This is a genomic window from Streptomyces sp. NPDC046379, assembly GCF_055587785.1.
This window is the reverse complement of record NZ_JBVJFP010000014.1, coordinates 67,721-93,928: the sequence shown is the minus strand read 5'-3', so window position 1 is coordinate 93,928 and position 26,208 is coordinate 67,721. Positions and strand designations below refer to the sequence as shown.

Genomic DNA, 26,208 nt, shown 5'->3' with positions numbered 1-26,208 from the left:
TCGCGCCCGGTTCAGGCCGTTCCCGCTCCGCGCCCGGTTCAGGCCGCGCCGAACGCCGTGAACGCCCACCCCGTCGCCCGATGCACCGTGTCGCCGGGCAGCGAGGCCCGGGCGTCGCGCAGTGCCTCGGCCAGCGACAGACCGGCGCTCAGGCCCTTGTGCAGGGCGAGCATCAGCGGGACCACGGCCGCGTCGTTCACCGGCGCGCTGCTCGCCAGCACACCGGCCGTGCCCAGCGGCAGCAGCGCGGTGACCAGGCCCAGCAGCTCGTCGGCGCCGACCGCGGCGAGACGGGCCGTGTCGCAGCTGGACAGGATGATCCGGTACGGGCTGCGGTCCAGCCGCTCGAAGTCGTGCACGATCAGCGGCCCGTCGGCCATCCGCAGCGACGAGAACAGCGGGCTGTCCGCGCGGAACGTGCCGTGCGCGGCGATGTGCGCGAGCGCGGCCCCGTCCAGCTCCTCCAGCACCCGCGGGACCCGCGCCTCGTCGTGCTCCAGGACGGTCGGCGTGCCGTACCGGCCGGCGACCTCCGGCACCTCGGCGCCGCCCGTCGCCAGCCCGGGCCCGCGCACCAGGACCTGCCGGCCCCCCGGCGGCGGCTCCGTCTCCCGCGCGCGCAGCCAGCTGTTCGCCGACGGCGACACGCTCAGCACCCGGTCCCGCAGCGACGGCAGCAGCGCCCACGGCACCCGGTGCAGCCGGCCCGGCGGCACCACGACGACCGGGCCCGACCCGAGGTGCGCGGCGGCGGGGCCCAGCAGCAGCGCCTCCAGCCGCAGCCCCGCCAGCTCCACCAGCGGCAGCCGGCCCTCGGCGCCCGGATGCGCCAGCCGCCGCAGCCCCGCCTGCACGAACTCGGCCTCGGCTTCCGCCTCCGCGAGCCGCCCCGCCTCGAACCGCCGCACCCGCCCCTCGGCGCACAGCAGCACATGCACCCGCCCGTCCACCACGGCCAGCTCCACCAGCCGCGTGTCGCCGAGCCGCGCCAGCAGCCGGCCCACGTCGAACCGGTGCCCGTCGCCGGGCGCGTCGCCGCGCATGTGCAGGGTCCGCGACCGGATCTCCCGCTCCAGCCGCCGCTGCTCCCGCTCCAGCGCCGGCACCGGCCGCCCCTCCATCCGGGCGGCCTCCGCGCGGGCCGCGATCTCCCGGAAGGCGGTCAGATGGCCCAGCAGCTGCGGATCGGCCGGCGGCCGGGTGGGCGGTGCGGACAGCGCGGTCGCCCGCCAGCGCTCGCTCCACACCAGCAGCCGCCGCGGCTGCCCGGCCGCGAGCGACGCCTGCTGCGCGAGCGCGGCCAGCTCCGCGCCCTGCTCGGTGGCGCGCGCCCGCAGCTCGGACGCCCCCAGCGTCATCCGGTGGTCGTCGAGCACGTCCAGTCCGCGCCGGCACGCCTCCAGCACGCCCCGCGCCGAACCGGCCGCCCGCGCCCGCAGCGCCTGCGCCGCCCAGCCCGTCAGCCGCGCCAGCGGCGGCCCGCTGTGCCGGCTGCGCGCGGCGACCGCCAGATGCCGCTCGGCGTCCTGCGTCCACCGCAGCGCGAGCGCGATCCGGCCGGCGAGCAGCGACGCCTCCGGGGCGGCCGGGGCGCCGAAGGACGCCAGCCGCTCCGCCACCGCCGCCGCGTCCGCGACCAGCCGCCCCGAGCGGCGGCCCGTGGCCACCCGCGCCTCGATCAGCACCAGCCGGGCGTGCGCCTCCCACCAGGTGCGCCGCTGCGCCCCGAACAGCCGCACCGCGAGCGCCGCGCGGGCGATCGCCGTGTGCGGGTCGCCCGCCAGCCGTGCCGCCCGGGCCGCGACCAGCAGCAGCTCCGCCTTGCGCGTCGACTGACCGCCGATCCGGTCCAGCACCCCGATCGCCGCGTCCGCCTCGGCCAGCGCCTCCGGGGCCAGGCCGGCCGCCATCAGCACCTCGCAGCGCCGGATGTTGAGCATGAACGTCGGCGTGCCCAGCTTGGCGTAGCGTTCCTCGGCCTCGTCCAGCAGCCGCAGCGCCGCCGGGATGTCGCCCGACCGGAACGCCGCCAGGCCCCGGCTCTCCACCGCGTCCGCCTTGTCGTGCTCCTGCCCGGTGGTGTCCCAGAGCGCCTCGGCCGCCGTGAAGTCCGCGTCCGCCCGGTCCACCGAGCCCAGGGCCAGGTGCACCGTGGCCCGCAGCGTCAGCGCCCGTGCCGTCCAGATCACGTCGTCCGCCTGCCGCAGCACGGGGATCGCCCGGCGTACGTCCTCCAGCGCCTCCCGGTGACGGCCGAGCACCCACCAGACGTAGGCCCGCCGGTACAGCACGCGTGCGCGGGTGTGCCGCGGCCCGCTCCGCACGCCCCGCTCGAACGCCGCGAGCCCCTGCCGGGTGCGGCCGGCGTGCACCAGCGCCACCCCGAGCGTGCCGAGCACGTCGGCCTCCCGCTCGGCGGACTCGGCGCGGGCGGCGAGATCGCGGGCGCGGCGCAGGTGACGGAGGGCGATGCGCATGTCGCCCCAGTCCCGCTGCCAGATGCCGATCACCTGATGGGCGACCGAGGCGTGCAGCGGCGGCGGATCGCCGCCGAGCACCCGCTGGGCCCCGGCCAGCGCTTCCTTCGGAGCGGCGAACACCATCGGCAGCAGTCCGAGAACCGAGTCGTCTCCCGCTGTCACCCCTCGGATGTTAGGGCCGCGGAACCGCACGACACCAGTTCGGCTCTGTATCAATCACCGAGACCCCGACTCTAGTTGTCGACCCTCGCCCATCCGGAGGACGTGTGATGGCGCCACAGCGATTCCAGGAGCAGTTCCACCACATCCAGCGCTCGATGCCCGACGTCCCCCTGGCGATGGGCCCGGACGACTCCGCCGAGTTCCTCTACGAGAAGGGCGTCGTCCTGGTCCGCGACGGCGAGGACGCCCGCGTGGTCGAGGACGCCGTCCGGGCGTACTTCACCGAGGCCCCGGACCTGACCCCGGACCAGGTGCGCCGGGCGAGCCCCGAGACCAACCGCACCGGCGTCACCCGTATCAGAGTCGGCGACCCGGGCCAGGGCGGACCGGAGGGCGACCCGGCCGTCGCCCACGCGCTGCGGGCCGTGCGGCGGCACGAGGGCCGTACGGGACGGCGCCTGGTCAGCCGCAACCACGTCGTGCACATCGCCGTCAACGCCTGCCCCGGCGACGAGCCCGTCCCCGCGCCGCGCACCGAGACCCCCAACCCGGCCCCCGCCGAGGGGTTCCACGACCCGGACACCGCGGTCGGCGTGCTCGTCGTCGACACCGGCCTGATGCACGACCACCGCTCCTTCCCCGCGCTCGCCCACACCACCGGCGACCCGGCGGTCGCCGAGACCGACGAGAACGGCCTGCTCCAGCAGTACGTCGGCCACGGCACGTTCATCGCCGGCATCATCGCCTGCGTCGCGCCCAACACCGACGTCACCGTGCTCGGCACCCTCGGCGACGCCGGCGCCGTCCTGGAGTCCGAGTTCGGCGGCAAGCTGTTCGAGGCCGTCGACCGGCACGGCTGGCCCGACGTCCTCAGCCTCTCCGCCGGCACCTCCAACGGCCGCACCGACGGACTGCTCGGCCTCGACGCCTTCATGCGCGAACTGCGCACGCAGCGCACCCTGCTGGTCGCCGCCGCCGGCAACAACGCCAGCGCGACGCCCTTCTGGCCCGCCGCCTACGCCTCACTGCCCGCGTACGCCCACTGCGTACTGTCGGTCGGGGCACTGCGCGGCGACGGCGAGTTCGGCGCCTGCTTCTCCAACCACGGCCCCTGGGTGCGCGTCTACGCCCCCGGCGAGCGCCTCACCAGTGCCCTCACCGGCTTCCGGACCCCCGTCCCGTACGTCTACCAGCACTCCACCTACGACGCCTGCCGCTACGGCTTCGGCTACGCGTGCACCTGCCGGCACCCGAGCCACACCGGCGTCCTCACCGAGCAGGGCGCGCCCGCCGGCGGCAAGCCCGACCAGGTCATGTTCGACGGACTGGCCCAGTGGAGCGGCACCTCCTTCGCCACCCCCGTGGTGGCCGGGCTGGTCGCCGCCCGCATGACGGCCCACAAGGAGACCGATCCGCGCGCCGCCGGACGGCGGCTGCTCGCCGCGCACGCCGAGTTCGCGGAAGTGCGCGGAGTGCCGGTGCCGGCGCTGTACCCGCCGAGCTGGCGGCCGGTGCCGGTCGCCCTCACGGCGGGGGCGTGAGTTCCGTGACGGCCCCTCCCACGGCGTACGATGACAGGCCGTACACGAGGAGTGGGGCCGTGGACCGTACAGATGTCGGCGCGCTCGTCCGGTCCGCCGTCGACGGTGACGCGGCGGCCTGGAAGGCGCTGGTGGAAGGGCTGAGTCCGCTGGTGTGGTCCGTCGTGCGGTCCCACCGGCTCTCCGACGCCGACGCGCACGAGGTCTACCAGACCGTGTGGTTCCGTTTCGCCCAGCACCTCGGGCGGATCCGCGAGCCGGACAAGGCCGGGTCCTGGCTGGCGAGCACGGCACGCAACGAGTCGCTCAAGGTGCTCAGGAGCCTGCGCCGCACGGTGCCCACGGACGACCCCCAGCTGCTGGACCGGGTGAGCGAGGAGCGCACCCCGGAGCAGTCGGTGCTGGACGACGAGGAGGCGGCGGCCGAGAGCGAGCGCATCAGGTGGCTGTGGCAGGAGTTCGAGGAACTGGGCGAGCGGTGCAGACAGCTGCTGCGCGTCCTGATGGCCTCCCCGCCGCCCAGTTACCAGGAGGTGTCCGCCGCCCTCGGCATCGCCGTCGGCAGCATCGGGCCGCTGCGCCAGCGCTGCCTGCGCCGGCTGAAGGCCCGACTCGACGCACGGGGAGCATCGTGAACGACATGGACGACATCGGCGGCATGGACGGCATCGGCGGCGTGCACGACGCCGGCGACGTCGGAGGCGGTGAGGACGTCGACGTCGGCGGGCTGGAGGAGGAGCTGCGCCGTGCCGCCGCGATCCTCGACCCGCTGCCGGCCGGCCTGCGCCGTATCGCCGTCGAGGCCTACGCGCTGCACGACCTCGACGCCCGCCTCGCCGAGCTGACCTTCGACTCGCTGGTCGACGGCATCCCGGTCCGCGGCGTGACCGACGCGCCGCGGATGCTGACCTTCCGCACCGAGGAGCTGACCGTCGACGTCGAGGTGACGCCGGAGGGCCTGATGGGGCAGCTGATGCCGCCGCAGCCGGCCCGCATCGAGGTCCTCGGCGGACCGCAGCCGGCCGCGCCGCAGACCCTCACCGCCGACGCGATGGGCCGCTTCACCGGCGACGCCCCGCCGTCCGGCCCCTTCGCGCTGCGGCTGCGGGCCGGCGGGGAGGTCGTCGTCACGGAGTGGATGCGGGCCTGAGACCCGCCCCGCGGCGCGGACCGGCAGGCGCCGGACCGGGGAGGCGTACCGCGCCGCCGGGCCACCGGGACGGCGGACCGGCACGTTTCCGTGGCCGGCGGCTCACCAGTCGCAGGGCAGGGTCAGCGGGCCGCGGATCATCGTCCCGCGGCGCCAGGTCACCTCGGCCGGCGGCACGGCGAGGCGCAGGGCGGGCAGCCGCTCCAGGAGGGTGGCGACGAGGAGTTCGGTCTGCATGCGGGCCAGGGCCGCGCCGGTGCAGTAGTGGGGTCCGTTGCCGAAGGCCAGATGCGGGTTGGAGACGCGGTCGGGGTCGGGGAAGTCGGGGTCGGGGAAGACCTCCGGGTCGCGGTTGGCGGCCAGGTAGGAGACGTACACCGGGTCGCCCGCCCGGATGCGCAGGCCGTGCAGTTCGACGTCCTCCAGGGCGATCCGGGCGATGCCCACGGAGCTGCGGTGCGGGACGTAGCGCAGCAGCTCCTCCAGCAGCGGCCCGCGTGCCTCGGGCCGCTCCCGCATCCGCGCCATCAGCTCGGGGCGGGTCAGCAGCAGGTACAGGATCTGGCCGCAGTTGTGCGTCACGGCCTCGCCGCCGATCTGCAGGGGACCGGCCAGGCCCACCGCCTCCTCCTCGGCGACCTCGCCGCGCGCCACGGCCGCGCCGAGCAGCGTGTACACGTCCTCGCCGGCGCCGCCCGCGCGGGCGCGGATCGTCCGGGCGATCCACGCGTACAGCCCCCGCTTGGCCCGGTCGGCCGCCTCGGCGCCGCCCGAGGTGGAGATGATCTCCCGCGTCCAGGAGTGCACCCGCTTCCGGTCGGCGGCCGGCACCCCCATCACCTCGCTGACCACGGCGAGCGGGAAGGGCTCCAGCACCCGCTCCATCAGATCCGCCGGCGGCCCGTCCCGTACGACGCCGTCCACCAGCGCGTCGAGCAGTTCCTGCGCCCGGGGCCGCAGCCGCCTGACCGCGGCGACCGTGAACGCGCCCGCGACCGCACGGCGCAGCCGCTGGTGGTCGGGCTGGTCGGCGAAGGCGAGGGAGCCGGGCCGGGGCGCGAAGTGCGGTGCCATCCGCGTCACCTGACGCTTCGTCACCTCTGCGCGACTGAATCGGGGATCGTTGGTGATCGCCCGCACGTCCTCGTACCGGGTGGCCAGCCACGCCCAGCCCTCGCCGTACGGCAGCCGGATACGGGTCAGGGGACCCTCGCGCATGAGGTCCGCGAGGACCGGGTCGAAGCCGGTCCCCTCCAGGTCGACGGCCGGCCAGTCCCGTACCGGTGGGGGCGGCGCCTGCGCGGCCAGTGTGGTGGTCTCCTCGGTCATGCCTCCACCCTCACGGCCGGCCGGACCCCTGTCGCGCGGGAGTGCTCCAGCCGGATCAGCACCGGACCGCCCGGATCGGCTCGCGGCCCGGATCGGTCCGGATCGGTCCGGATCGGCCCGGACCGGCCGGAGCCCGCCGGCCCGAGCCCTCCCCGGTCAGCCGGTGACCGCCCCGACCAGCGCGGCCAGCGCCGAGGCGAGCCGGGGCAGCCCGGGCCCGGCGGGGCCGCCCGGCTCGCTCATGTAGGTGTCCCGCCGGATCTCCACCATCAGGGCGGACACCCGGGGGTCCTTCCCGTAGTACTCCAGCGGTACGTACGTCCCCGCGAACGGGCTGTCCAGCCCCGTCTCCCCGATCCCGGCGAACGCCTCCCGCGCGGCGGCGAGCAGCTCCGGCGGGGTGTGGAAGGCGTCGGTGCCCAGGCAGACCGGCGGACGAGGGCCCTCGCCGTGCAGTTCGTAGGGGAGCGGCTCGGTGGGGTAGGAGTGCACGTCGATGATCACGGCGCGCCCGGTGGCGGCCAGCCGCCCGGCCACCGCGTCGGTCATGGCCTGCGCGTACGGCCGGAAGTACCGCGCGATCATCGGCTCCGGGTCGGCGTCCGCGTCCCGCAGCGGCTCCCGGTGCGTGGTGCGCGTGTAGACCGCGCCCATGCCGGCGGCGAGCATCTCCTCGCGCTCGTCCGGGAACCGCTCCGGGTCGACGACCAGCCGCGACAGCCGGTTGACGAACCGCCAGGGCGCGTTCCCCGCCGCCTCGGCGGCCGCCGCGGCGATCTCCGCGGTGTGCGCGTCGGTGATGTGGTCGAGCTCGCGCTCCAGCGCCGCGTCGCCCAGCACGATGCCGGCCCGCACGTCGCCCGGTATCCGCCGCGAGGAGTGCGGCACGTGCAGGATCACGGGGGAGTCGGCGGCGCCGGGGAGGAGGGCGAAGGGCGGTTCGGGTCGGGGCATCGTGCGGCTCCGGGGCGTTGTCAGTGGTGTGCGGCAGGATCGTGGGCGTGAGTGGGACGAGCGAGTACGGGGGGGATCATGGGGATCGGCGACGAGCGGGTGCGGGAGCACGTGTTCCTGCGGGCGCTGTACCGGGACGACTACTACCCGGACGCGGTGCTGGACCGGGGCCGGGAGATCCTGCTGCGGCTGTGCGGGCGGATCGAGGCCGAGCGGCCCGGGGACCTGGCCGCGCTCTACGCGCTGACGCACGCGGCGACCGAGGAGTTCAACGAGCTGGAGGCCGCGTTCGAGGCGGCGGGCAGTGAGATCGAGACCGTGGCGCGGGAGGAGATAGCGGGGGACTTCTGGTTCGTGGCCCGGGCGTACGGCTTCGCGGACGCCGACGTGGAGGAGCTGATCGCGCCGCGGGAGTGGTGAGCGGGCTCCGCCCCGGCCGCGTGGTGCGTGCGGTCGGGGCGGAGGGGCGGGACTCGTCGGGTCCCGGTCGTCGGGACCCGTCGGGGTCCCGGGTCAGCTCAGGGACGCGAGCAGCTCGTTCCAGGTGGCCGACGGGCGCATGACCGCCGCAGCCTTCGCCGGGTCGGGCTGGTAGTAGCCGCCGATGTCGGCCGGCTCGCCCTGGACGGCGACCAGCTCGTCGACGATCTTCTGCTCGTTGGCGGCGAGCGCCTCGGCGAGCGGCGCGAAGGCCTTCGCCAGCTCGGCGTCGTCGGTCTGCCGGGCCAGCTCCTGCGCCCAGTACAGGGACAGGTAGAAGTGGCTGCCGCGGTTGTCGATGCCGCCGACACGACGGGTCGGGGACTTGTCCTCGTTCAGGAACGTCGCCGTGGCGCGGTCGAGGGTGTCGGCGAGGACCTGGGCGCGGGCGTTGCCGGTGACCTTGGCGAGCTGCTCGAAGGACGGCACCAGGGCGAAGAACTCGCCCAGGGAGTCCCAGCGCAGGTAGTTCTCCTTGACCAGCTGCTGGACGTGCTTCGGCGCGGAGCCGCCGGCGCCCGTCTCGAACAGGCCGCCGCCGGCCATCAGCGGGACGACCGACAGCATCTTGGCGCTGGTGCCCAGCTCCAGGATCGGGAACAGGTCGGTGAGGTAGTCGCGCAGGACGTTGCCGGTGACGGAGATGGTGTCCTCGCCGCGGCGGATGCGCTCGACGGAGTACTTCGTCGCCTCGACCGGGTTGAGGATCTTGATCTCGAGGCCCTCGGTGTCGTGCTCCGGCAGGTACTGCTTCACCTTGGCGATCAGGTTGGCGTCGTGGGCGCGGGTCTCGTCCAGCCAGAACACCGCCGGGGCGCCGGTGGCGCGGGCGCGGGTGACGGCCAGCTTGACCCAGTCGCGGATCGGGGCGTCCTTGGTCTGGCAGGCGCGGAAGATGTCGCCCGCGGCGACCGGCTGCTCCAGCACCGTGTTGCCGGCCTGGTCGACCAGTCGGACGGTGCCCGCGGCCGGGATCTCGAAGGTTTTGTCGTGGCTGCCGTACTCCTCGGCCTTCTGCGCCATGAGGCCGACGTTCGGCACCGAGCCCATGGTCGACGGGTCGTAGGCGCCGTTGGCACGGCAGTCGTCGATCACGGCCTGGTAGACGCCGGAGTAGGAGGAGTCCGGGAGGACAGCGAGGGTGTCGTGCTCCTGCCCGTCGGGGCCCCACATGTGGCCGGAGGTGCGGATCATGGCCGGCATCGAGGCGTCGACGATGACGTCGGACGGCACGTGCAGGTTGGTGATGCCCTTGTCGGAGTCGACCATGGCCAGGTCCGGGCCCTCGGCCAGCTCGGCGTCGAAGGAGGCCTTGATCTCGGCGCCCTGCGGGTGGGACTCCAGACCCTTGTAGATGCCGCCGAGGCCGTCGTTCGGGGTGAGGCCGGCGGCGGCGAGGGTCTCGCCGTACTTGGCGAACGTCTTCGGGAAGAAGGCGCGGACCACGTGGCCGAAGATGATCGGGTCCGAGACCTTCATCATCGTGGCCTTCAGATGCACGGAGAACAGCACGCCCTCCGCCTTCGCGCGCTCCACCTGCTGCGTGAGGAACTCGCGCAGCGCGGCCACGCGCATCACGGAGGCGTCGACGACCTCGCCGGCGAGCACGGGCACCGACTCGCGCAGCACGGTGGTGGCGCCGTCCTCGGTGACCAGCTCGATCCGCAGCGCGCCGTCCTCGGCGACGACCACGGACTTCTCGGTGGAGCGGAAGTCGTTCTCGCCCATGGTCGCCACGTTCGTGCGGGACTCGGAGGTCCAGGCGCCCATGCGGTGCGGGTGGGTCTTGGCGTAGTTCTTCACCGACGCGGGGGCGCGGCGGTCGGAGTTGCCCTCGCGCAGGACCGGGTTCACGGCCGAACCCTTGACCTTGTCGTACCGGGCGCGGATCTCCCGCTCCTCGTCCGTCTTCGGGTCGTCCGGGTAGTCCGGCAGCGCGTAGCCCTGGCCCTGCAGCTCCGCGATCGCGGCCTTCAGCTGCGGGATGGACGCCGAGATGTTCGGCAGCTTGATGATGTTGGCCTCGGGCGTCTTCGCCAGCTCGCCCAGCTCCGTCAGCGCGTCGGGGATGCGCTGGCCCTCCTGGAGGTACTCCGGGAACACGGCGATGATGCGTCCCGCCAGCGAGATGTCCCGCGTCTCCACGGCGACACCCGCCTGCGAGGCGTACGCCTTGACCACCGGCAGGAAGGAATACGTCGCCAGGGCCGGGGCCTCGTCAGTGTGCGTGTAGATGATGGTCGAGTCAGTCACCGGGTGCTCCGCTCCACGTCTGCAACATTGCTCGACATCAAGATATCTCGTGATCGCGGCCGGCGGGCGTCGGGGCCCGCCGCTCCTCGCGCGGGTGCGGGATGGCGATCTCCGGCAGACCCGCGCCGCCCGGGTGCAGGGACACCGTGCGGGTCGGGGCCGGGATGCTGATGCCCTCGTCGCGGAAGCGCCGGTGCAGCCGCTTGATGAACTCGTGCTTGATCCGGTACTGGTCGCTGAACTCGCCGACCCCGAGGATCACGGTGAACCCGATCCGCGAGTCGCCGAAGGTGTGGAAGCGCACCGCCGGCTCGTGCTCGGGCACCGCCCCGGTGATCTCCCGCATCACCTCGGCGACCACCTCGACGGTGATCCGCTCCACCTCCTCCAGGTCGCTGTCGTAGCCGACCCCGGCCTGGACCAGGATGGTCAGCTGCTGCTCGGGCCGGTTGAAGTTGGTCATGTTGGTGCCGGCGAGCTGGCCGTTGGGGATGATCACCAGGTTGTTGGACAGGTTGCGGATCGTGGTCTGCCGCCAGTTGATGTCGGTGACGTAGCCCTCCTCGCCGCTGCTGAGCCGGATGTAGTCGCCGGGCTGCACGGTCTTCGAGGCGAGGATGTGGATGCCCGCGAAGAGGTTGGCGAGCGTGTCCTGCAGGGCCAGGGCGACGGCCAGGCCGCCCACGCCGAGGGCGGTGAGCATCGGCGCGATGGAGATGCCCAGCGTCTGGAGGACCACCAGGAAGCCGAGCGCGAGCACCGCGATCCGGGTGATGTTCACGAAGATCGTCGCGGAGGCGGCGACGCCGGAGCGGGACTGGGCGACCGAGCGCACCAGACCGGCCACCACCCGCGCCGCCGCCACCGTCACGACCAGGATGAACACCACGGTCAGCGTCTGGTTGACGTGGTGCTGCACCGTCCGGGTGAGCGGCAGCGCGGCGCCGGCCGCCGCCGCGCCGCCCAGGTACGCCGCCCACGGCACCACCGTGCGCAGCGCGGCCACCAGGACGTCGTCGCCGCTCCACTTGGTGCGCTTGGCGTGCTTGCCCAGCCAGCGCAGCAGCACCCGCAGCAGCAGCCCGGCGACCAGGCCGGCCGCCACGGCGATGCCCGCGAGCATCAGGTCGTCCAGGGTCAGGTCGCGGTTCACCGGTCACCTCCGGTGGGACGCTGCGCGGCGTGCGGGGCCGCCGACGGCCGGATGTGAAGTGTCGTCACGTTTCACCTGCTCGGATCCTGGGATGTGCCGTCGCACCGGCCGGGCGACTGCCCACGACCGGCGCGACCGCTCATCCTGCCGTATCCCGCAAGCCAGTTCGCACCTGGCCCGGTGACCGGTCCGCGCCGGTCAGACGATGCCCTCGGCGAGTTCCGCCTGCTCGCGGTCGTTGCCGTAGGCGGCGGTCGTCGGCACCCCGTACGAACGACGGGCGACGAACCACCACACCGTGGCGAGCAGCAGGACGACGACGAGCGCGACGGACGCGTAGTTCATGGTGTCCACGGTCACGGGCGACGACTGCGGCAGGCAGAACAGCACCGTCACGCACACCACCCACACCACCGCGGTCCAGCCGATCGGCCTGCTCCAGCGGCCCAGGCTCCACGGCCCCGGCTGGAACCGGTCGCCCGCGCGCAGCCGCAGGAAGACCGGGATGATGTACGCGGGCGTGATCCCGATGACGTTGATCGCGGTGACCGCGCCGTACGCGGTCGCCGAGTACAGCGACGGCAGGGCCAGCACACAGGCCACCGCCACCGACAGCCACACGGCGGCGACCGGGGTACGGGTGGAGCTGCTGACCTTGCGCCACAGCCGCGAGCCGGGCAGGGCGCCGTCGCGGCTGAACGCGAACACCATCCGGCTGGCCGCGGCGACCTCGGCGTTGCCGCAGAACAGCTGGGCGACGATGACCACCAGCAGCAGCGCGCTCGCGCCGTCCGTGCCCAGGCCGTCCAGCAGGATCTGCGCCGGCGGCACCCCGGTCTCGCTGGCCCGCGTGGCGTCGTAGTCCTGGATGGCGAAGGTCAGGCCCGCCAGCAGCACGAAGCCCGCGACCCACGACACCCAGATGGCCCGGACTATGCCGCGCGCAGCGGTCACCGAGGCGTTGGAGGTCTCCTCCGACAGATGCGCGGAGGCGTCGTAACCGGAGAACGTGTACTGGGCGAGCAGCAGGCCGATCGCGGCGACGTAGACGGGGTTCTCCCAGCCGGTCTCGTTGACGAACTCGGTGAACACGAACGACGGGGACTGGTGGTGGTCGGGGACGATCGCCAGCACGCCCACGATCAGCGCCACGCCGCCCAGGTGCCACCACACGCTGATCGAGTTGAGCACGCTGACCAGCCGCACCCCGAACAGGTTCAGCACGGCGTGCAGCAGCAGGATCACCATGAAGATCAGCATCGTCTTCTCCGGCGTGGGCTCGAAGCCCCACTGGAGGTTCATGAACGCGCCGGTGAACAGGGCCGCGCCGTAGTCGATGCCGGCGATCGCGCCGAGCAGGCCCAGCAGGTTGAGCCAGCCCGTGTACCAGCCCCAACGGCGCCCGCCGAGCCGGTCGGCCATGTAGTACAGCGCGCCCGAGGTGGGGTAGGCGCTGGTGACCTCGGCCAGCGCCATGCCCACGCACAGCACGAACAGGCCGACGCCCGCCCAGCCCCACAGCATCACGGCGGGACCGCCCGCGCCCATGCCGAAGCCGTACAGGGTCATGCACCCGGACAGGATCGAGATCACCGAGAAGCTGATCGCGAAGTTGCCGAAGCCGCCCATGCGGCGGGCCAGCACCGGTTTGTAGCCCAGTTCGCGCAGACGCTGCTCCTCGTCCTGCTGCGGGACGCCGGATTGGATGGGGGACATGCGTGATCTCCAGGGATGGGGGATTTTCGGGGGATCAGGGGGGTGGGGCGGCGGTGGGTTCAGGAGCGCCGGTGCGGGCCCCGGGTCACCGCGGACCGGACGCGGGTGCGGGCCTGGACGAACGCCTCGGCGGCCAGGACGGGGTCGCCCGGGTCGGCGGTGCGGCAGGACCACGGCATGGGCGCGTAGTACGGGCCGATCGCCTCGAACACCCGATCCGCCTCCGGGAACTGGAGCGCCCCCCACAGCGCGTGGGCCAGATGATTGAGGTCCAGCGGGGAACGCTCGGCGGGCGCGCTCGGTTCGAACCAGCCGTGGAACGTGCGCAGCGCCTCACGGGCCGCGTCCTCCCCGACCCAGTGCAGATCCAGCGCGGCCATCCGCCCGCCCTCCCGGCGGTACCGCTCGACACGCACGTACAGCGGCAGTACGTGCAGGGCCGAGCCCGGCGGCGCCGCGTCGGCGGCCCAGTGGGCGAAGCCGACCGCCTCGGCCAGCCGGCCCGACTGCGAACGCCCGTACAGGAACTGCAGCATCCGGTGGTACGCCTCCCGGTTGCCCGGGTCCCGCTTGTCGGCCTCGGCCAGCAGCCCCCAGGGCCCCGGCGGCAGCATCGGCTCCGGCGGCGGCACCCGGTGCTCGTCCCAGCGCTGGTCCCAGTCGAGCCGGGCCAGCGCCAGCAGGCACACCCACGGCACCGGGTCGTGCGGGGCGACGCGGCCCGCGGTGTCGCAGGCCAGCCAGGCCTCGTGCCACAGCTCCTGGGTGCGCCGGTGCCGCTCGCGCGCGGCGCGCAGCGCCCGCTCGACGGACACCCGGGCGTGCATCACCACGGCGTGCACGCTGTCGGGTTCCTCGGCGAGCCAGGCCCGCACCACGTCGGTGCCGGCCGCGGCGGCGGCCAGGACCTGGGTGCGCTGGGTCCACTGCCACCAGGTCTCCGTCTCGGCGAGCACGGCGCGCATCGACATCCACCGCCCGGTGCGCAGCTCCACCAGGGCGGTGCGCAGTGCGGTGTCGGGTCCGGCGGGGTCGTACGCCGGCCGGGTCTCGTCCTTCGCCATCACCCGCCGCCTGCCCCGGTACACGGGCGGTCGGGCAGCAAGGCGGCAGGCTGGAGTAACAACTGGTCCCCCGGGAGAAGACGGTCAGTGGAACGCGGTGGTCGGCGGTCACTATAGAGGCGGACGTTCCGCCTTCACGCCCCGATTCGTCAACCGTTCGCGAAAGCTGAGCCTTCGCAACAGGATTGACACACAGTCAGCCCAGCTTGACGGCGTGTGGTGGTCGAAGGCAGGCTGTCGAGCCGTGATCACCGAGGCGCGGCGACGGGGAGGGGCGCGATGACCGGTCCGGTACTCGCCGTCGACCAGGGCACCTCCGGCACCAAGGCCCTGGTCGTCTGCCCCGAACGCGGGGTCATCGGCAGCGGGTTCGCCGCCGTGCGACCCCGCCATCCGTCCGGCGGCCTGGTCGAGGCGGACCCGGCCGAGCTGTACGGCTCCGTGCTCGACGCCGGCCGCCAGGCCCTCGCCGAGGCCGGCGAACCCGTGGTCGCGCTGGGCCTGGCCAACCAGGGCGAGACCGTCCTCGCCTGGGACCCGGCCACCGGCCGCCCCCTCGCCGACGCCCTCGTCTGGCAGGACCGCCGGGCCGAAACCGTCTGCGCCGAACTCGCGTCGCACGCCGATGAATTGCGCCAGCTGACCGGGCTGCCGCTCGACCCGTACTTCGCCGCGCCGAAGATGGCCTGGATCCGCCGCCACCTCACCCGCGACGGCGTCGTCACCACCAGCGACGCCTGGCTCGTCCACCGGCTCACCGGCGCTTTCGTGACCGACGCCGCCACCGCCGGCCGCACCCAACTCCTCGACCTGGACAGTGCCGTGTGGTCGCCGCGCGCCCTCGGCCTGTACGGCCTGTCCGACGAGCGGCTCCCCGAGGTCGTCGACGCCGCCGGGCCCGTCGGCGTCACCACCGCGTTCGGCCCGGAGATCCCCCTCACCGGCCTGGTCGTCGACCAGCAGGCCGCGCTGCTCGCCCAGCGCGTCACCGCGCCCGGCACCGCCAAGTGCACCTACGGCACGGGGGCGTTCCTCCTCGCGCACACCGGGGACGCGCCGCGCCGCAGCGGCTCCGGACTGGTCGGCTGCGTCGCCTGGCGGCTCGCCGGCCGCACCTCCTACTGCCTCGACGGGCAGGTCTACACGGCCGCCTCCGCCGTGCGCTGGCTCGGCGAACTCGGCGTCATCGAGGACGCCGCCGACCTCGACCGGGTCGGCTCCGCCGTGCCCGACAGCGGCGGCGTCACCTTCGTCCCCGCGCTGGCCGGGCTCGCCGCCCCCTGGTGGCGCGGCGATGTGCGCGGCTCGCTCACCGGCCTCGGCCTCGACACCACCCCCGGGCACCTGGTGCGGGCCCTGTGCGAGGGCCTGGCCGCACAGGTCGTCGCCCTCGCCGACGCCGCCGCCGCGGACCTCGGGGCGCCGTTGGAGGTGCTGCGCGCCGACGGCGGCCTGACCCGCTCGGCGCTGCTCATGCAGACCCAGGCCGACCTGCTGCAACGTCCCGTGGAGGTGTCCGCGCTGCCCGACGCGACCGCCCTCGGCGTGGGCGCGCTCGCCCGGATCGGCGCGACGCCGGGGCTCGGCGTCGAGGAGGCCCTGCCGGAGTGGAAGCCGGCGGCGGTGTACGAGCCGCGCATCCCGGCCGACGAGGCGGCCGAACGCCTGGCCCGCTTCCGCGCCGCCGTCACCGCGCTGCTCGACGGGGCGCCGGCGTGACCGGGCGCCGCGCGGCCGCCCGGACGGCCAAGCGCCGCACGGACGACGGGACCCCCGAGCCCGCGACCGTCACCGCCCGCGGCCCGCTGCCCGGCACGCCGTACGACGTCACGGTCGTCGGCGCCGGCGTCGTCGGGTCCGCTGTCGCCCGCGCCCTCGCCCGCCACCCCAAGCTGCGCGTCGCGCTGGTCGAGGCACAGGACGACGTCGGCCAGGGCACCTCGAAGGCCAACACCGCCATCCTGCACACCGGCTTCGACGCGGTACCCGGATCGCTGGAGGCCCGCTTGGTCCGCGAGGGCTCCCGCGCACTGGCCGCCTACGCCGCCGAGTCCGGCATCCCCGTGGAAGGCGTCGGCGCGCTCCTGGTCGCCTGGGACGACGAACAGCTCGCCGCCCTGCCCCGTCTCGCCGCCAAGGCCGAGGCCAACGACCACCGGGACGCGCGCCTCCTGGACGCCGCCGAAGTATACGAACGCGAACCGCACCTCGGCCCGGGCGCGCTCGGCGCGCTGCACATCCCCGGCGAGAGTGTCGTCTGCCCCTGGACGACGAACCTCGCCTACGCCACCCAGGCCGTGCGCAACGGAGTCCACCTGCACCTCGACTGCCGGGTGGAGCAGGCGACCCGGCAGGACGGCGTCCACGTCCTGGCCACCACGCGGGGTCCCCTGCGCACCCGCTGGCTGATCAACGCCGCCGGGCTGCACGCCGACACCCTCGACCGCCTCCTCGGCCACGACGACTTCACCGTCACCCCGCGCCGCGGACAGCTCATCGTCTTCGACAGGTTCGCCCGCGCCCTGGTCCGCCACATCCTGCTGCCCGTCCCCACCGCCCTCGGCAAGGGCGTCCTCGTCGCCCCGACCGTCCACGGCAACGTCCTGCTCGGCCCCACCGCCGAGGACCTGGACGACAAACGGGCCACCGAGTCGACCGCCGACGCGCTGGCCGCCCTGCGCGACAAGGGCCGCCGCATCCTCCCCGCGCTCCTGGAGGAAGAGGTCACCGCCGTCTACGCCGGCCTGCGCGCCGCCACCGAGCACGACGACTACCGCATCGCCGCCCACCCCGGACAGGACTACGTGACCGTCGGCGGCATCCGTTCCACCGGCCTGACCGCGTCCCTCGCCATCGCCGCCCACGTCCTGGACCTCGCCCGCGAGGCCGGCCTCGACCCCGGCCCGGAACGGGACCTCGCCCCGGTGCGCATGCCGGACCTCGGCGAGAGGGCCCCGCGCCCCTGCGAGCGGCCCGAACTCGTCGCCGAGGACCCCTCCTACGGCACGCTCGTCTGCCACTGCGAGCGCGTCTCGCTCGGCGAGATCCGCGACGCCCTCGCCGGGACGATCCCGCCCGCAGGACTGGACGGACTGCGCCGCCGCACCCGCGCCCGCGCCGGCCGCTGCCAGGGCTTCCACTGCGGCGCCGCGGTGCGCGCGCTGTTCGAGGAGGCCCGCCCATGACGGGACGGCAGGTGGACGTCCTCGTCGTCGGCGCCGGCCCCGCCGGCCTGGCCGCCGCCGCCCGGCTGGCCGCGGGCGGCGCGGGCCGGGTGGAGGTCCTCGACCGCGAACGCAGTGCCGGCGGGGTGCCCCGGCACTGCGTGCACGGCGGCTTCGGCACGCCCCGGCGACCCTTGACCGGCCCCCAGTACGCCCGCCGTCTCCTGCTCGCCGCCCGCCGCGCCGGAGCCGTCGTCCGCACCGGCGTCACGGCACTCGACTGGGCCGGGCCCCTGGCCCTCGCCACCGTCGGCCCGGAGGGCGCCGAGACGATCACGGCGCGGGCGATCGTGCTGGCCACCGGCGCCCGCGAACGCCCCCGCGCCGCCCGCCTGATCCCGGGCACCCGTCCGGACGGCGTCTACACCACCGGCGAACTGCAGCAGGCCGTCCACCTCTTCGGGCAGCGGATCGGCGCCCGCGCCGTGATCGTCGGCTCGGAGCCGGTCGGGTATGCCGCCGCCGACACCGCCCGGGCGGCCGGCGCCCGGATCGCCGCGATGGTCACCGACCGCCCCCGCGCCCGCTCCCGCGCGGACTTCCCCGTCCTCACCGGCGCGACCGTCGCCGAACTCCTCGGCCACGGCCGCCTCACCGGCGTCCGCGTCCGTCACGGCGACGGCCGTACGACCCTCCTGCGCTGCGACACGGTCGTCTTCACCGGCGACTTCGTCCCCGACCGCGACCTGGCCCGCCGCGGCGGCATCACCCTGGACGGGGCAGGCCCGCTCACGTCCCGCCCGGGAGTCCTCGCGGCGGGCGACACCGTCCACGCGACGTGGGGCGCGCGGTCGGCGGCGGGGGAGGGGACGCGGGTGGCCGAGCTGGTCCTGGCCGGGTCCTGACCTCGCACCGGGCTGAACCGGCCGGTTCCGACCCCGCTCAGATCACCTTCAGCCGCACCAGCGCCCCCAGCGTCAGCGCCCCCGGCAGCAGGGGCAGCCACACCGTGATGACGCGGTAGGCCAGGACCACCGCCGTGGCCACGGCCGCCGGGCCGCCCGCGGCCACCAGGGCGACGATCAGGGCCGCGTCGACCGAGCCGAGGCCGCCCGGGGTGGGCACCACGGCCACGGCGACCGTCGCCGCCAGGTAGGCGACCACGACGTGCCACAGCGGCACCTGGAGGCCCACGGCGCGGGCCACCGCGACCAGGCCGGCCGCCTGGAGAGCGGGGAAGGCCAGGGAACCGCCCCACAGGAGGAGGGCGCGGGAGGGGCGGGTGTGGACCGTGCGGGCCTCGCCCAGGGCGGTGCGCAGGAAGGAGACCACGGCCGTGCGCAGCCGCCGTACCAGCAGGAGCAGGGCCGCGGCCAGGACGGCCGCCGCGACGGCCGTCAGCAGCAGCGGGACGGCCGAGCCGTCCGGGAGGAGGCCGCCGAGGCGCAGGGCGCCGGGGAAGAGGAGGAGCAGCGCGGCGAGCAGGCCGACGCGGGCGACGCTCTCGGCGAGCAGATAGAGGGCCAGCGCGGCGGAGGAGCGGGCCAGCGGTACCCCGCACACCGTCATGAAGCGCAGGTTGACCGCGCTCGCGCCCAGCCCGGTCGGCAGGATGTGGTTGGCGGCGCCCGCGGCGAACTGCGTGACCAGCAGCCGCAGGCCCGGCAGCCGCTCGACGACCGCGCCCTGCCGGGTCACCGCGGCGGCCACCCAGGTCAGGCAGGTGAAGGCCCCCGCGGCCAGCAGCCAGGGCAGCTCGGCCGTCGCCAGGTGGTGGACGCCGTCGATCAGCACGTCACGGTGGCGCACCGCGAGGAACGCGACGAACAGGATCGGCAGCAGGCCGAGCACCGGGCGGAGGGGGAAGCGGCCGAGGAGCCGTCGCAGGGGAAGTCGCACCGCTGTCACATTCGCAGAGGTTCTCCGCACCGCCTCAACTGCGGGTTGCGGAAGCGCGGACGCCGGATGACGCAGGGGAAGCGGGCCGACGTCGATCACCCCGGTCAGGAAACGGCTTGACCTCAAGAAAGGTCGAGGTTCTAGGTTCGGTGCCATGAGCATGGAGACCACGGCGTGGACGCAGCTGTACAGCGTCATGCACGCCCAAGAGGAACGCCGGCCCTTCGCCCGGACCACACTGCGCCGCATCGGCGCCTTCGCCCGCCCGCACCGCCGTCGCATCGCCCTGTTCCTGCTGCTCGGGGTGGCCACCGCGCTGCTCGCCGTCGCCACGCCGGTGCTCGCCGGAAAGGTCGTCGACACGCTGGTGTCGCACGGCGACGCCGACGCCGTCGTACGGCTCGCGCTGCTGATCGCGCTGATCGCCGTGGTGGAGGCCGTGCTCGGCATCCTCGGACGGCGGCTGTCGGCCACGCTCGGCGAAGGGCTCATCCTCGATCTGCGCACGGCCGTCTTCGACCATGTGCAGCGGATGCCGGTCGCCTTCTTCACCCGCACCCGCACCGGCGCCCTCGTCAGCAGGCTCAACAACGACGTCATCGGCGCCCAGCGCGCCTTCAGCAACACCCTGTCCGGAGTGGTCAGCAACCTGGTCACGCTGGTGTTCACGCTCGCCGTGATGCTCACCCTGTCCTGGCAGGTCACCCTGCTGGCGCTGGTGCTGCTGCCGGTGTTCGTGCTGCCGGCCCGGCGCATGGGCCGGCGGATGGCCCGGATGCAGCGGGAGGCCGCGACCCTCAACGCGGCGATGGGCACCCGGATGACGGAGCGGTTCTCCGCGCCCGGCGCCACCCTGGTCAAGCTGTTCGGGCGGCCGGAGGAGGAGTCGGCGGAGTTCGCCGCCCGCGCCCGCCGCGTCGCCGACATCGGCGTCCGCACCGCGACCGCCCAGTCCGTGTTCATCACCGCGCTCACCCTGGTTTCGGCCCTGGCGCTCGCCCTGGTCTACGGCCTCGGCGGTTGGTTCGCGCTGAAGGGCACCCTGGAGCCCGGCGCCGTCGTCGCCCTCGCCCTGCTGCTCACCCGCCTCTACGCGCCGCTCACCGCGCTCGCCGGCGCCCGGGTGGAGATCATGACCGCGCTGGTCAGCTTCGAGCGGGTCTTCGAGGTGCTGGACCTGAAGCCGCTGATCGAGGACGGTCCGGACGCGGTCGAGGCGCCCGACGGCCCGCTGTCGGTGGAGTTCGACCGCGTCCGCTTCGGCTACCCCTCCGCCGACAAGGTCTCCCTCGCGTCCCTGGAGGAGGTGGCCGCACTCGACACCCGCGGCGGCGCCGAGGTCCTGCACGGCGTCTCCTTCCGCGCCGAACCCGGACAGACCGTCGCCCTCGTCGGCTCCTCCGGCGCCGGCAAGTCCACCGTCGCCCAGCTGCTGCCGCGGCTGTACGACGTCGACGAGGGCGCCGTGCGCATCGGCGGCGTCGACGTGCGCGACCTGACCGCCGCCTCGCTGCGCGGCACCGTCGGCATGGTCACCCAGGACGGCCACCTCTTCCACGACACCGTCCGCGCCAACCTGCTGCTCGCCCGGCCCGACGCCACCGAGGACGACCTGTGGGACGCCCTGCGCCGGGCCCGCCTGGACGCCCTCGTGCGGTCCCTGCCCGACGGCCTGGACACGGTGGTCGGCGAGCGCGGTTACCGGCTCTCCGGCGGCGAGCGCCAGCGCATGACGATCGCCCGGCTGCTGCTGGCCCGCCAGCGCGTCGTCATCCTGGACGAGGCCACCGCCCACCTCGACAACACCTCCGAGGCGGCCGTCCAGGAGGCCCTCACCGAGGCGCTGGAGGGCCGCACCGCCCTGGTCATCGCACACCGGCTGTCCACCGTGCGGGCCGCGGACCTGATCCTCGTCCTGGAGGACGGGCACATCGTGGAACGCGGCACGCACGAGGGACTGCTGGCGGCCCGGGGACGGTACGCGCAGCTGTACCGGACGCAGTTCGAGCAGGACCCGAGCGTCGTGCAGGAAGCCGTGTAGGGGGCGCGGTCAGCGGGCGGCGGTGAAGCCGTCCAGGCGCAGCGGGGCGCCGGTGCGGGCGGTGATCTCCTCGACGGTGACGTCCGGCGCGGTCTCGACCAGGGCGAGGCCGTCGTCGGTGACGTCGAGGACGCCGAGGTCGGTGACGATCCGGTGGACGCAGCGCTCGCCGGTCAGCGGCAGGGACTGTGCCGGCCGGGACCCCAGATCTTGCGGTGTCCGGCGCGGACGACCCGGCCGGAGCCGCGCATGTACTCGTCGAGGCCGCGATGGCCAGCTGGTGCAGCGGCTGGAAGGCGTGCTCGAACTCGTTGGGCCGCACCTCGAAGCCCCAGGTGTCGGTGGCGATCGCGGCGATCTCGGTGCCGTGCAGCCAGCCCGCCGCGGTGAACGACAGTCCGGGCGCGGGACCGCCCGCGTAGTCGCCCCAGCCCTCGCGCCGGGCCCGGGCTGACCGGTGCGCACGACGACGACGTCCCCGAGGCCCACGTCCACCCCGTGCGCCTCGGCCGTCGCCGTCAGGTGCTCCGGGGTGACGGCGAACCCGTCCGGCAGCTCGCCGTCCTCGCCGAACACCTGGCCCACGTCCAGCAGGACGCCGCGTCCGGCGACGTACGGCGCCATGTGCTCGATGCCGGTGACCAGGTCGCCCTCGGAGGTGACGACCTGCTCCGCCCGGCGCCCGTTCCAGGCCAGCCCGTGGTCGAAGATGTGCCCGAGCCCGTCCCACTGCGTGGAGCACTGAGCGGCATGGCGACCACGTCGTCGGCGCCGCCGATGCCGTGCGGGAAGCCCTGGTTGCCGAGGGCGGCGTCGACGCCCGTGTCGAGCATGGTGTGCACCGGGTTGGTGCGCCGCCGCCGGCCCTTCTGGGGGCCGTTCATGTCGAAGCTCTGCGCGAGCGAGAAGCGGGCCCCGCGCCGGACCAGGGCCGCGCCCCCCCGCTTGGCCTCGTCCAGGAAGTTCAGCGTGCCGAGCACGTCGTCCGCCCCAGCGGCCCCAGTTGGAGTACGCCTTCGCCGCCGCGGCGATGGCGCCCTCGGGGTCGTGGCGGTCCGGCCCCGCATTCACGACGGCTCCGCCACGCAGCGGGTGCGCTGGACGCCGAGCCCGGTGACCGAGCCCTCCATCACGTCGCCGTCGCGCAGTAGCCGGCCCCAGTGCATGCCGTTGCCGGCCGGGGAGCTGGTCTAGACCAGGTCGCCGGGGAGCAGCCGGGCGGTCTGCGAGGCGTACGCGACCATGCGGGCCACGTCGAAGACCATGTCCTTGGTGGAGTCGTCCTGCATGGTCTCGCCGTTGCTTCAGGGCGACCCGCATGTCCCCGGGGTCGGAGACCGACTCGGCCGGCACGATCCAGGGCCCGAGCGGCGTGAAGCCGGGCGCGTTCTTGGTGTGCAGCCAGTCGGTGCCGATCTGACCCGGCCGGCCCGCGCCCACGGCGTCACCCCGGCAGCGCCGCCGGGCTGTCCGCCGGCAGGTCCTCGGGCAGCAGCAGGCGCAGGTCGTCCAGGCCGGGTGCGGGCAGGGTGCCGATGCGGCGGGCCTGGCGGGTCATCATCGCCTCCACCAGGCGGCGTCCGGTGCGGGCGTTGCCGAAGGAGCGGTCGCGCGGGATGGCCGCCACGTAGCGGGTCAGGGCCTCGACCGTCTCGGGCGGGCAGTCGTAGCCGGAGTCCGCGGCCTGCGTGGTGATGATGCCGACCAGTTCCTCGGTGGTGTAGTTCTCGAACTCCACGGTGCGGGTGAACCGGGAGGACAGGCCCGGGTTGGAGTCCAGGAAGCGGCGCATCTCGGCGGTGTAGCCGGCGGCGATCACCACGATCTCGTCGCGGTGGTCCTCCATCAGCTTCAGCAGCGTCTCCACCGCCTCGCGGCCGAAGTCCGACGTCGCCCCCTCGGGGGTGAGCGTGTAGGCCTCGTCGATGAACAGCACGCCGCCCAGGGCCCGTTCGAAGACCTCCTTGGTGATCTGCGCGGTGTGGCCGACGTACCGGCCGACGAGGTCGGCGCGGGCCACTTCCACCAACTGGCCCTTGGGAAGCACACCGAGGGAGTGCAGCAGTTCGGCGTAGAGGCGGGCCACGGTGGTCTTGCCGGTGCCGGGCGGGCCGGAGAAGATCAGGTGCTGGCTGATGCGCGGCGTGGGCAGGCCGGCCGCGCGCCGCTGCCGGGTGGTCGCCAGCAGGTTGACCAGGTCCGTCACCTCCCGCTTGACCGCGCCGAGGCCGACCATCGCGTCCAGCTTGGCCAGCAGGTCCTCGGAGCTGGAGCGGTTCGCGTCGGCGGCGTCCGTGTCCTCGCCGACGTCCTCGGGCAGCAGCAGCGACAGATCCGCCTCGGCCGGGTCGACCATCGAGCCGAGCCGGAACGCCTGGCGGTCCACCATCTCCTCGAACACCCGCCGCGCGGCACGGCCGTTGCCGAAGGTGGCGTCCCGTTCCATGCGGCCGTAGTGCCGGGCGAGGGCGTCCAGGGTGCGCGGGTCCAGCACGTAGTGGTGCGCCTCGCACATCCGCTCCGTGATGGTGACGAGTTCCTCCACCGAATAGTTGGCGAACTCGATGGTGCGGGTGAAGCGGGATGCCAGACCGGGGTTGGAGTTGAGGAAGGCGGCCATCTCGTCGGTGTACCCGGCGGCGATCACCACCACGTCGTCGCGGTGGTCCTCCATCAGCTTCAGCAGCGTGTCGATGGCCTCGCGGCCGAAGTCGGCGCCGCTGCCCTTGCCGTCCGACAGCAGCGTGTACGCCTCGTCCAGGAACAGCACCCCGCCGAGCGCCTCGTTGAACGCCTCCGTCGTCTTGATCGCCGTACCGCCGATGACCTGGGCCACCAGATCGGCGCGGGACACCTCGACCAGGTGCCCGGAGCGCAGCACGCCCAGCTCGGTGAGGATGCCGCCGTAGAGGCGGGCGACGGTGGTCTTGCCGGTGCCGGGCGGGCCGGAGAAGACCAGGTGGCGGCTCATCGGCGGGACCGGCATGCCGAGCCGGGCGCGGCGCTGGGCCAGCTGGTTGAGGTTGACCAGGGTGCGCACCTGGTGCTTGACGTCGGCCAGGCCGATCAGCGACTCCAGCTCCTCCAGCGGCCCCGCCGGGGCGGCCTTCGCGGCGCGGCCCCGCCCGCCCGGCTCGCCCGTGGACGCGGCGCCCGCCGCATCGGGACCGAAGGCGTCGGGGGCGCCGTTGCCGCCGCTGGTCAGGTCGTCCACCGTGCACCGCTCGCTCGCCCGGGTCTGCTTGAGGCCCGCGCCGCGGTTCTCCCGTACGGTGCAGCCCGTCACGGTGACGGGCTCCGCGCTGTCGACACGGACGCCGTCGCCCAGGCTGCCGGTGATCACGCAGGCGTCCAGGGTGAGGCGGGAGCCGTCCACGGCCAGCACGCCGTGCGCGCCGGACCCGGTGATCTCGGTGCGCAGCACGGACAGTTCGCCGGCCTTGTCGACGGCGACGCCGGAAGCGCCCGAGCCGTCCAGCCGGCAGTCGCGGACCGAGCCGAGGCCCCCGGCGCCGACCCGTATCCCGGCGTCGGCCGCGTCGCGGACGGTGGTGTCGCGCAGGTGCGGGTTGCCGCCGCCGGACACCCGCACGCCGTCCGCGCCCGCCCGCTCGATCTCGCAGTTCTCCAGCCGGCCGCGCCCGTCGTCCACGACCTCCACGCCGGTGCCGCCCGCGCCGGTGATGCGGGCGCGGCGCACCAGCGGGTTGCCGCCGCCGCGGATCAGCAGGCCGGTCCCGGCCGCGTCGGCGATCTCCAGCCGGTCGAACTCGGCGGCCGACTCCTCCTCCAGCACCACCGCGCCCTTGGCGTCGGCGCAGTCGCGCACCGCGGTGTCGGTGAAGGCGGGCGCGCTGGAGCCGATCACCCGGATCGCCGGGCCGCCCGCCGTGTCGAACTCGCACTCGCGGAACGTGCCGCGCGAACGCTCGGTCACCGCGAGGCCGTTGCCCTTGGTCCGCGAGGTGCGGCAGCGCAGCACCTCCGGGTCCGCGCCGGACGCCAGCACGAAGCCGGGGCCGGACGTGTCGGTGACCGTGACGTGCTCCAGCACCGGGCGCGAGTCGCTGGTGACGTACACGCCGACCGCCGCGTCGTGCACCCGCACGCGCCGCACCCGGGTGCTGCTGCTGCCCTCCAGGGCGAGGGCGGGCTTCTCCGTGCCGGAGATCTCGCAGTCCTCCACGACGCCCTGCGCCTCGCCGTTGACGAGCACGCCGTTGCCGCGGGCGTCGCGGATGCGGCAGTCCCGCACGGTGGTGCGGGCCCGCTCGCCGATCACGACGGCGGTGGTGCCGAGGTTCTCCAGCACGCAGTCGGCGACGACCGTGCCGGTGTCGGCGGTGTCGACGACGCCCGCGCCGGCCGGGTTGCCGATCCGGCAGTCCCGCATCGCCAGCGACCCCGACTCGCGGGCCAGCAGGGCGGTCCAGCCGGAGCCGACGACCGTGCAGCCGTCCATCGCGACCTGTCCGCGTGCCGCGTCCACCACCGGTACGTCCTCGCTGCCGCCGCGCAGGGTCAGGTCGGTGAGCATCACCGCGTCGGCGACCAGCACGACAGCGCTGCCCCGGCGGGGGCAGATCTCCACGCTGCCGCGCTCGCCCTCGGCGACGATCGTCACCCGGGTCCGCACGGTCAGGTTCTCCGCGTAGCGGCCGGGACGGACCCGGACGACCGCGCCGCTGCGCGCCTGGGCCAGGGCCTCACCGATGGTCCGGAAACTCTCCGGCTGCTCGGGGCAGACGGTGAGCAACTGCCGTGACAAGCTAGATCCTCCTCGCTGCGGCGCCACGGTCGGCCCTGTGGGACGGCGGGACGC

At 74.4% G+C, this 26,208-nt stretch carries 17 protein-coding genes and 2 pseudogenes; 8 read left to right on the top strand and 11 right to left on the bottom strand.

The features are described 5' to 3' along the window. Positions 1-38: 38 nt before the first annotated feature. Complete coding sequence (locus tag ACZ6KF_RS23995; protein WP_469240381.1) at positions 39-2,603, bottom strand: CHAT domain-containing protein; 2,565 nt, start codon at positions 2,601-2,603, stop codon at positions 39-41. A 146-nt stretch (positions 2,604-2,749) separates the two neighbouring features. Between ACZ6KF_RS23995 and ACZ6KF_RS23990 the strand changes: the two genes are divergently transcribed. The 3 genes from ACZ6KF_RS23990 to ACZ6KF_RS23980 are packed head-to-tail and all read left to right on the top strand — an operon-like array spanning position 2,750 to position 5,333. Then, positions 2,750-4,183 carry a S8/S53 family peptidase gene (locus ACZ6KF_RS23990; protein ID WP_356631128.1) on the top strand — a complete coding sequence of 478 codons (1,434 nt, stop codon included), beginning with the start codon at positions 2,750-2,752 and terminating at the stop codon, positions 4,181-4,183. A 59-nt stretch (positions 4,184-4,242) separates the two neighbouring features. Beyond that, the gene (locus ACZ6KF_RS23985; RefSeq protein ID WP_356631130.1) at positions 4,243-4,818 is read left to right on the top strand and encodes an RNA polymerase sigma factor; all 576 of its coding nucleotides are present in this window, start codon (positions 4,243-4,245) and stop codon (positions 4,816-4,818) included. Positions 4,819-4,823: 5 nt separating this feature from the next. Further along, complete coding sequence (locus tag ACZ6KF_RS23980; protein WP_469159735.1) at positions 4,824-5,333, top strand: hypothetical protein; 510 nt, start codon at positions 4,824-4,826, stop codon at positions 5,331-5,333. Positions 5,334-5,435: 102 nt separating this feature from the next. Here the strand turns inward: ACZ6KF_RS23980 and ACZ6KF_RS23975 are convergent, their stop codons facing one another. Together ACZ6KF_RS23975 and ACZ6KF_RS23970 are read right to left on the bottom strand one after the other, a co-directional pair. Then, positions 5,436-6,662 carry a cytochrome P450 gene (locus ACZ6KF_RS23975; protein WP_469239972.1) on the bottom strand — a complete coding sequence of 409 codons (1,227 nt, stop codon included), beginning with the start codon at positions 6,660-6,662 and terminating at the stop codon, positions 5,436-5,438. 156 nt (positions 6,663-6,818) lie between these two features. Beyond that, positions 6,819-7,616: an N-formylglutamate amidohydrolase gene (locus ACZ6KF_RS23970; RefSeq protein WP_356631134.1), complete on the bottom strand. Its 798-nt coding sequence runs from the start codon at positions 7,614-7,616 to the stop codon at positions 6,819-6,821. Between the two features lie 78 nt (positions 7,617-7,694). On the opposite strand from ACZ6KF_RS23970, the gene ACZ6KF_RS23965 reads away from it, so the two are divergent. Beyond that, positions 7,695-8,036, top strand: coding sequence for a DUF5713 family protein (locus ACZ6KF_RS23965; protein ID WP_356631222.1), 342 nt, complete (start codon positions 7,695-7,697; stop codon positions 8,034-8,036). 93 nt (positions 8,037-8,129) lie between these two features. Here the strand turns inward: ACZ6KF_RS23965 and ACZ6KF_RS23960 are convergent, their stop codons facing one another. The 4 genes from ACZ6KF_RS23960 to ACZ6KF_RS23945 form a co-directional block, all read right to left on the bottom strand. Continuing rightward, positions 8,130-10,349, bottom strand: a complete 2,220-nt coding sequence (locus ACZ6KF_RS23960) for an NADP-dependent isocitrate dehydrogenase (RefSeq protein WP_469239970.1) — start codon at positions 10,347-10,349, stop codon at positions 8,130-8,132. Positions 10,350-10,386: 37 nt separating this feature from the next. Then, positions 10,387-11,502, bottom strand: coding sequence for a mechanosensitive ion channel family protein (locus ACZ6KF_RS23955; protein WP_356631138.1), 1,116 nt, complete (start codon positions 11,500-11,502; stop codon positions 10,387-10,389). A 198-nt stretch (positions 11,503-11,700) separates the two neighbouring features. Continuing rightward, entirely contained in the window at positions 11,701-13,218 is a 1,518-nt protein-coding gene (locus ACZ6KF_RS23950) for an amino acid permease (protein WP_356631140.1), read from the bottom strand. Between the two features lie 59 nt (positions 13,219-13,277). Continuing rightward, positions 13,278-14,282, bottom strand: a complete 1,005-nt coding sequence (locus tag ACZ6KF_RS23945) for a hypothetical protein (protein ID WP_356631142.1) — start codon at positions 14,280-14,282, stop codon at positions 13,278-13,280. A 279-nt stretch (positions 14,283-14,561) separates the two neighbouring features. On the opposite strand from ACZ6KF_RS23945, the gene ACZ6KF_RS23940 reads away from it, so the two are divergent. The 3 genes and pseudogenes from ACZ6KF_RS23940 to ACZ6KF_RS23930 all read left to right on the top strand — a co-directional run. Further along, positions 14,562-16,001, top strand: coding sequence for an FGGY family carbohydrate kinase (locus ACZ6KF_RS23940; RefSeq protein WP_469159659.1), 1,440 nt, complete (start codon positions 14,562-14,564; stop codon positions 15,999-16,001). A gap of 86 nt (positions 16,002-16,087) precedes the next feature. Beyond that, entirely contained in the window at positions 16,088-17,467 is a 1,380-nt protein-coding gene (locus ACZ6KF_RS23935) for an FAD-dependent oxidoreductase (RefSeq protein WP_469240379.1), read from the top strand. After that, positions 17,464-18,339: pseudogene (locus ACZ6KF_RS23930) on the top strand (FAD-dependent oxidoreductase); the annotation flags it as partial. The gene ACZ6KF_RS23935 and the pseudogene ACZ6KF_RS23930, both read left to right, overlap by 4 nt. 49 nt (positions 18,340-18,388) lie before the next feature. Here ACZ6KF_RS23930 and ACZ6KF_RS23925 read toward each other — a convergent pair. After that, complete coding sequence (locus ACZ6KF_RS23925) at positions 18,389-19,354, bottom strand: flippase-like domain-containing protein (RefSeq protein ID WP_356631146.1); 966 nt, start codon at positions 19,352-19,354, stop codon at positions 18,389-18,391. A gap of 151 nt (positions 19,355-19,505) precedes the next feature. Here ACZ6KF_RS23925 and ACZ6KF_RS23920 point away from each other — a divergent pair, with 151 nt between their 5' ends. Then, positions 19,506-21,386, top strand: a complete 1,881-nt coding sequence (locus tag ACZ6KF_RS23920; protein ID WP_469240377.1) for an ABC transporter ATP-binding protein — start codon at positions 19,506-19,508, stop codon at positions 21,384-21,386. A gap of 9 nt (positions 21,387-21,395) precedes the next feature. Here ACZ6KF_RS23920 and ACZ6KF_RS23915 read toward each other — a convergent pair whose 3' ends face one another. The 3 genes and pseudogenes from ACZ6KF_RS23915 to ACZ6KF_RS23905 form a co-directional block, all read right to left on the bottom strand. After that, complete coding sequence (locus ACZ6KF_RS23915) at positions 21,396-22,457, bottom strand: cyclase family protein (RefSeq protein WP_469239968.1); 1,062 nt, start codon at positions 22,455-22,457, stop codon at positions 21,396-21,398. After that, a pseudogene (locus ACZ6KF_RS23910) lies at positions 22,454-22,802 on the bottom strand (fumarylacetoacetate hydrolase family protein); the annotation flags it as partial. The pseudogene ACZ6KF_RS23910 and the gene ACZ6KF_RS23915, both read right to left, overlap by 4 nt. A gap of 28 nt (positions 22,803-22,830) precedes the next feature. Beyond that, positions 22,831-26,154: a right-handed parallel beta-helix repeat-containing protein gene (locus ACZ6KF_RS23905; RefSeq protein ID WP_356631148.1), complete on the bottom strand. Its 3,324-nt coding sequence runs from the start codon at positions 26,152-26,154 to the stop codon at positions 22,831-22,833. Between the last annotated feature and the right edge of the window lie 54 nt (positions 26,155-26,208).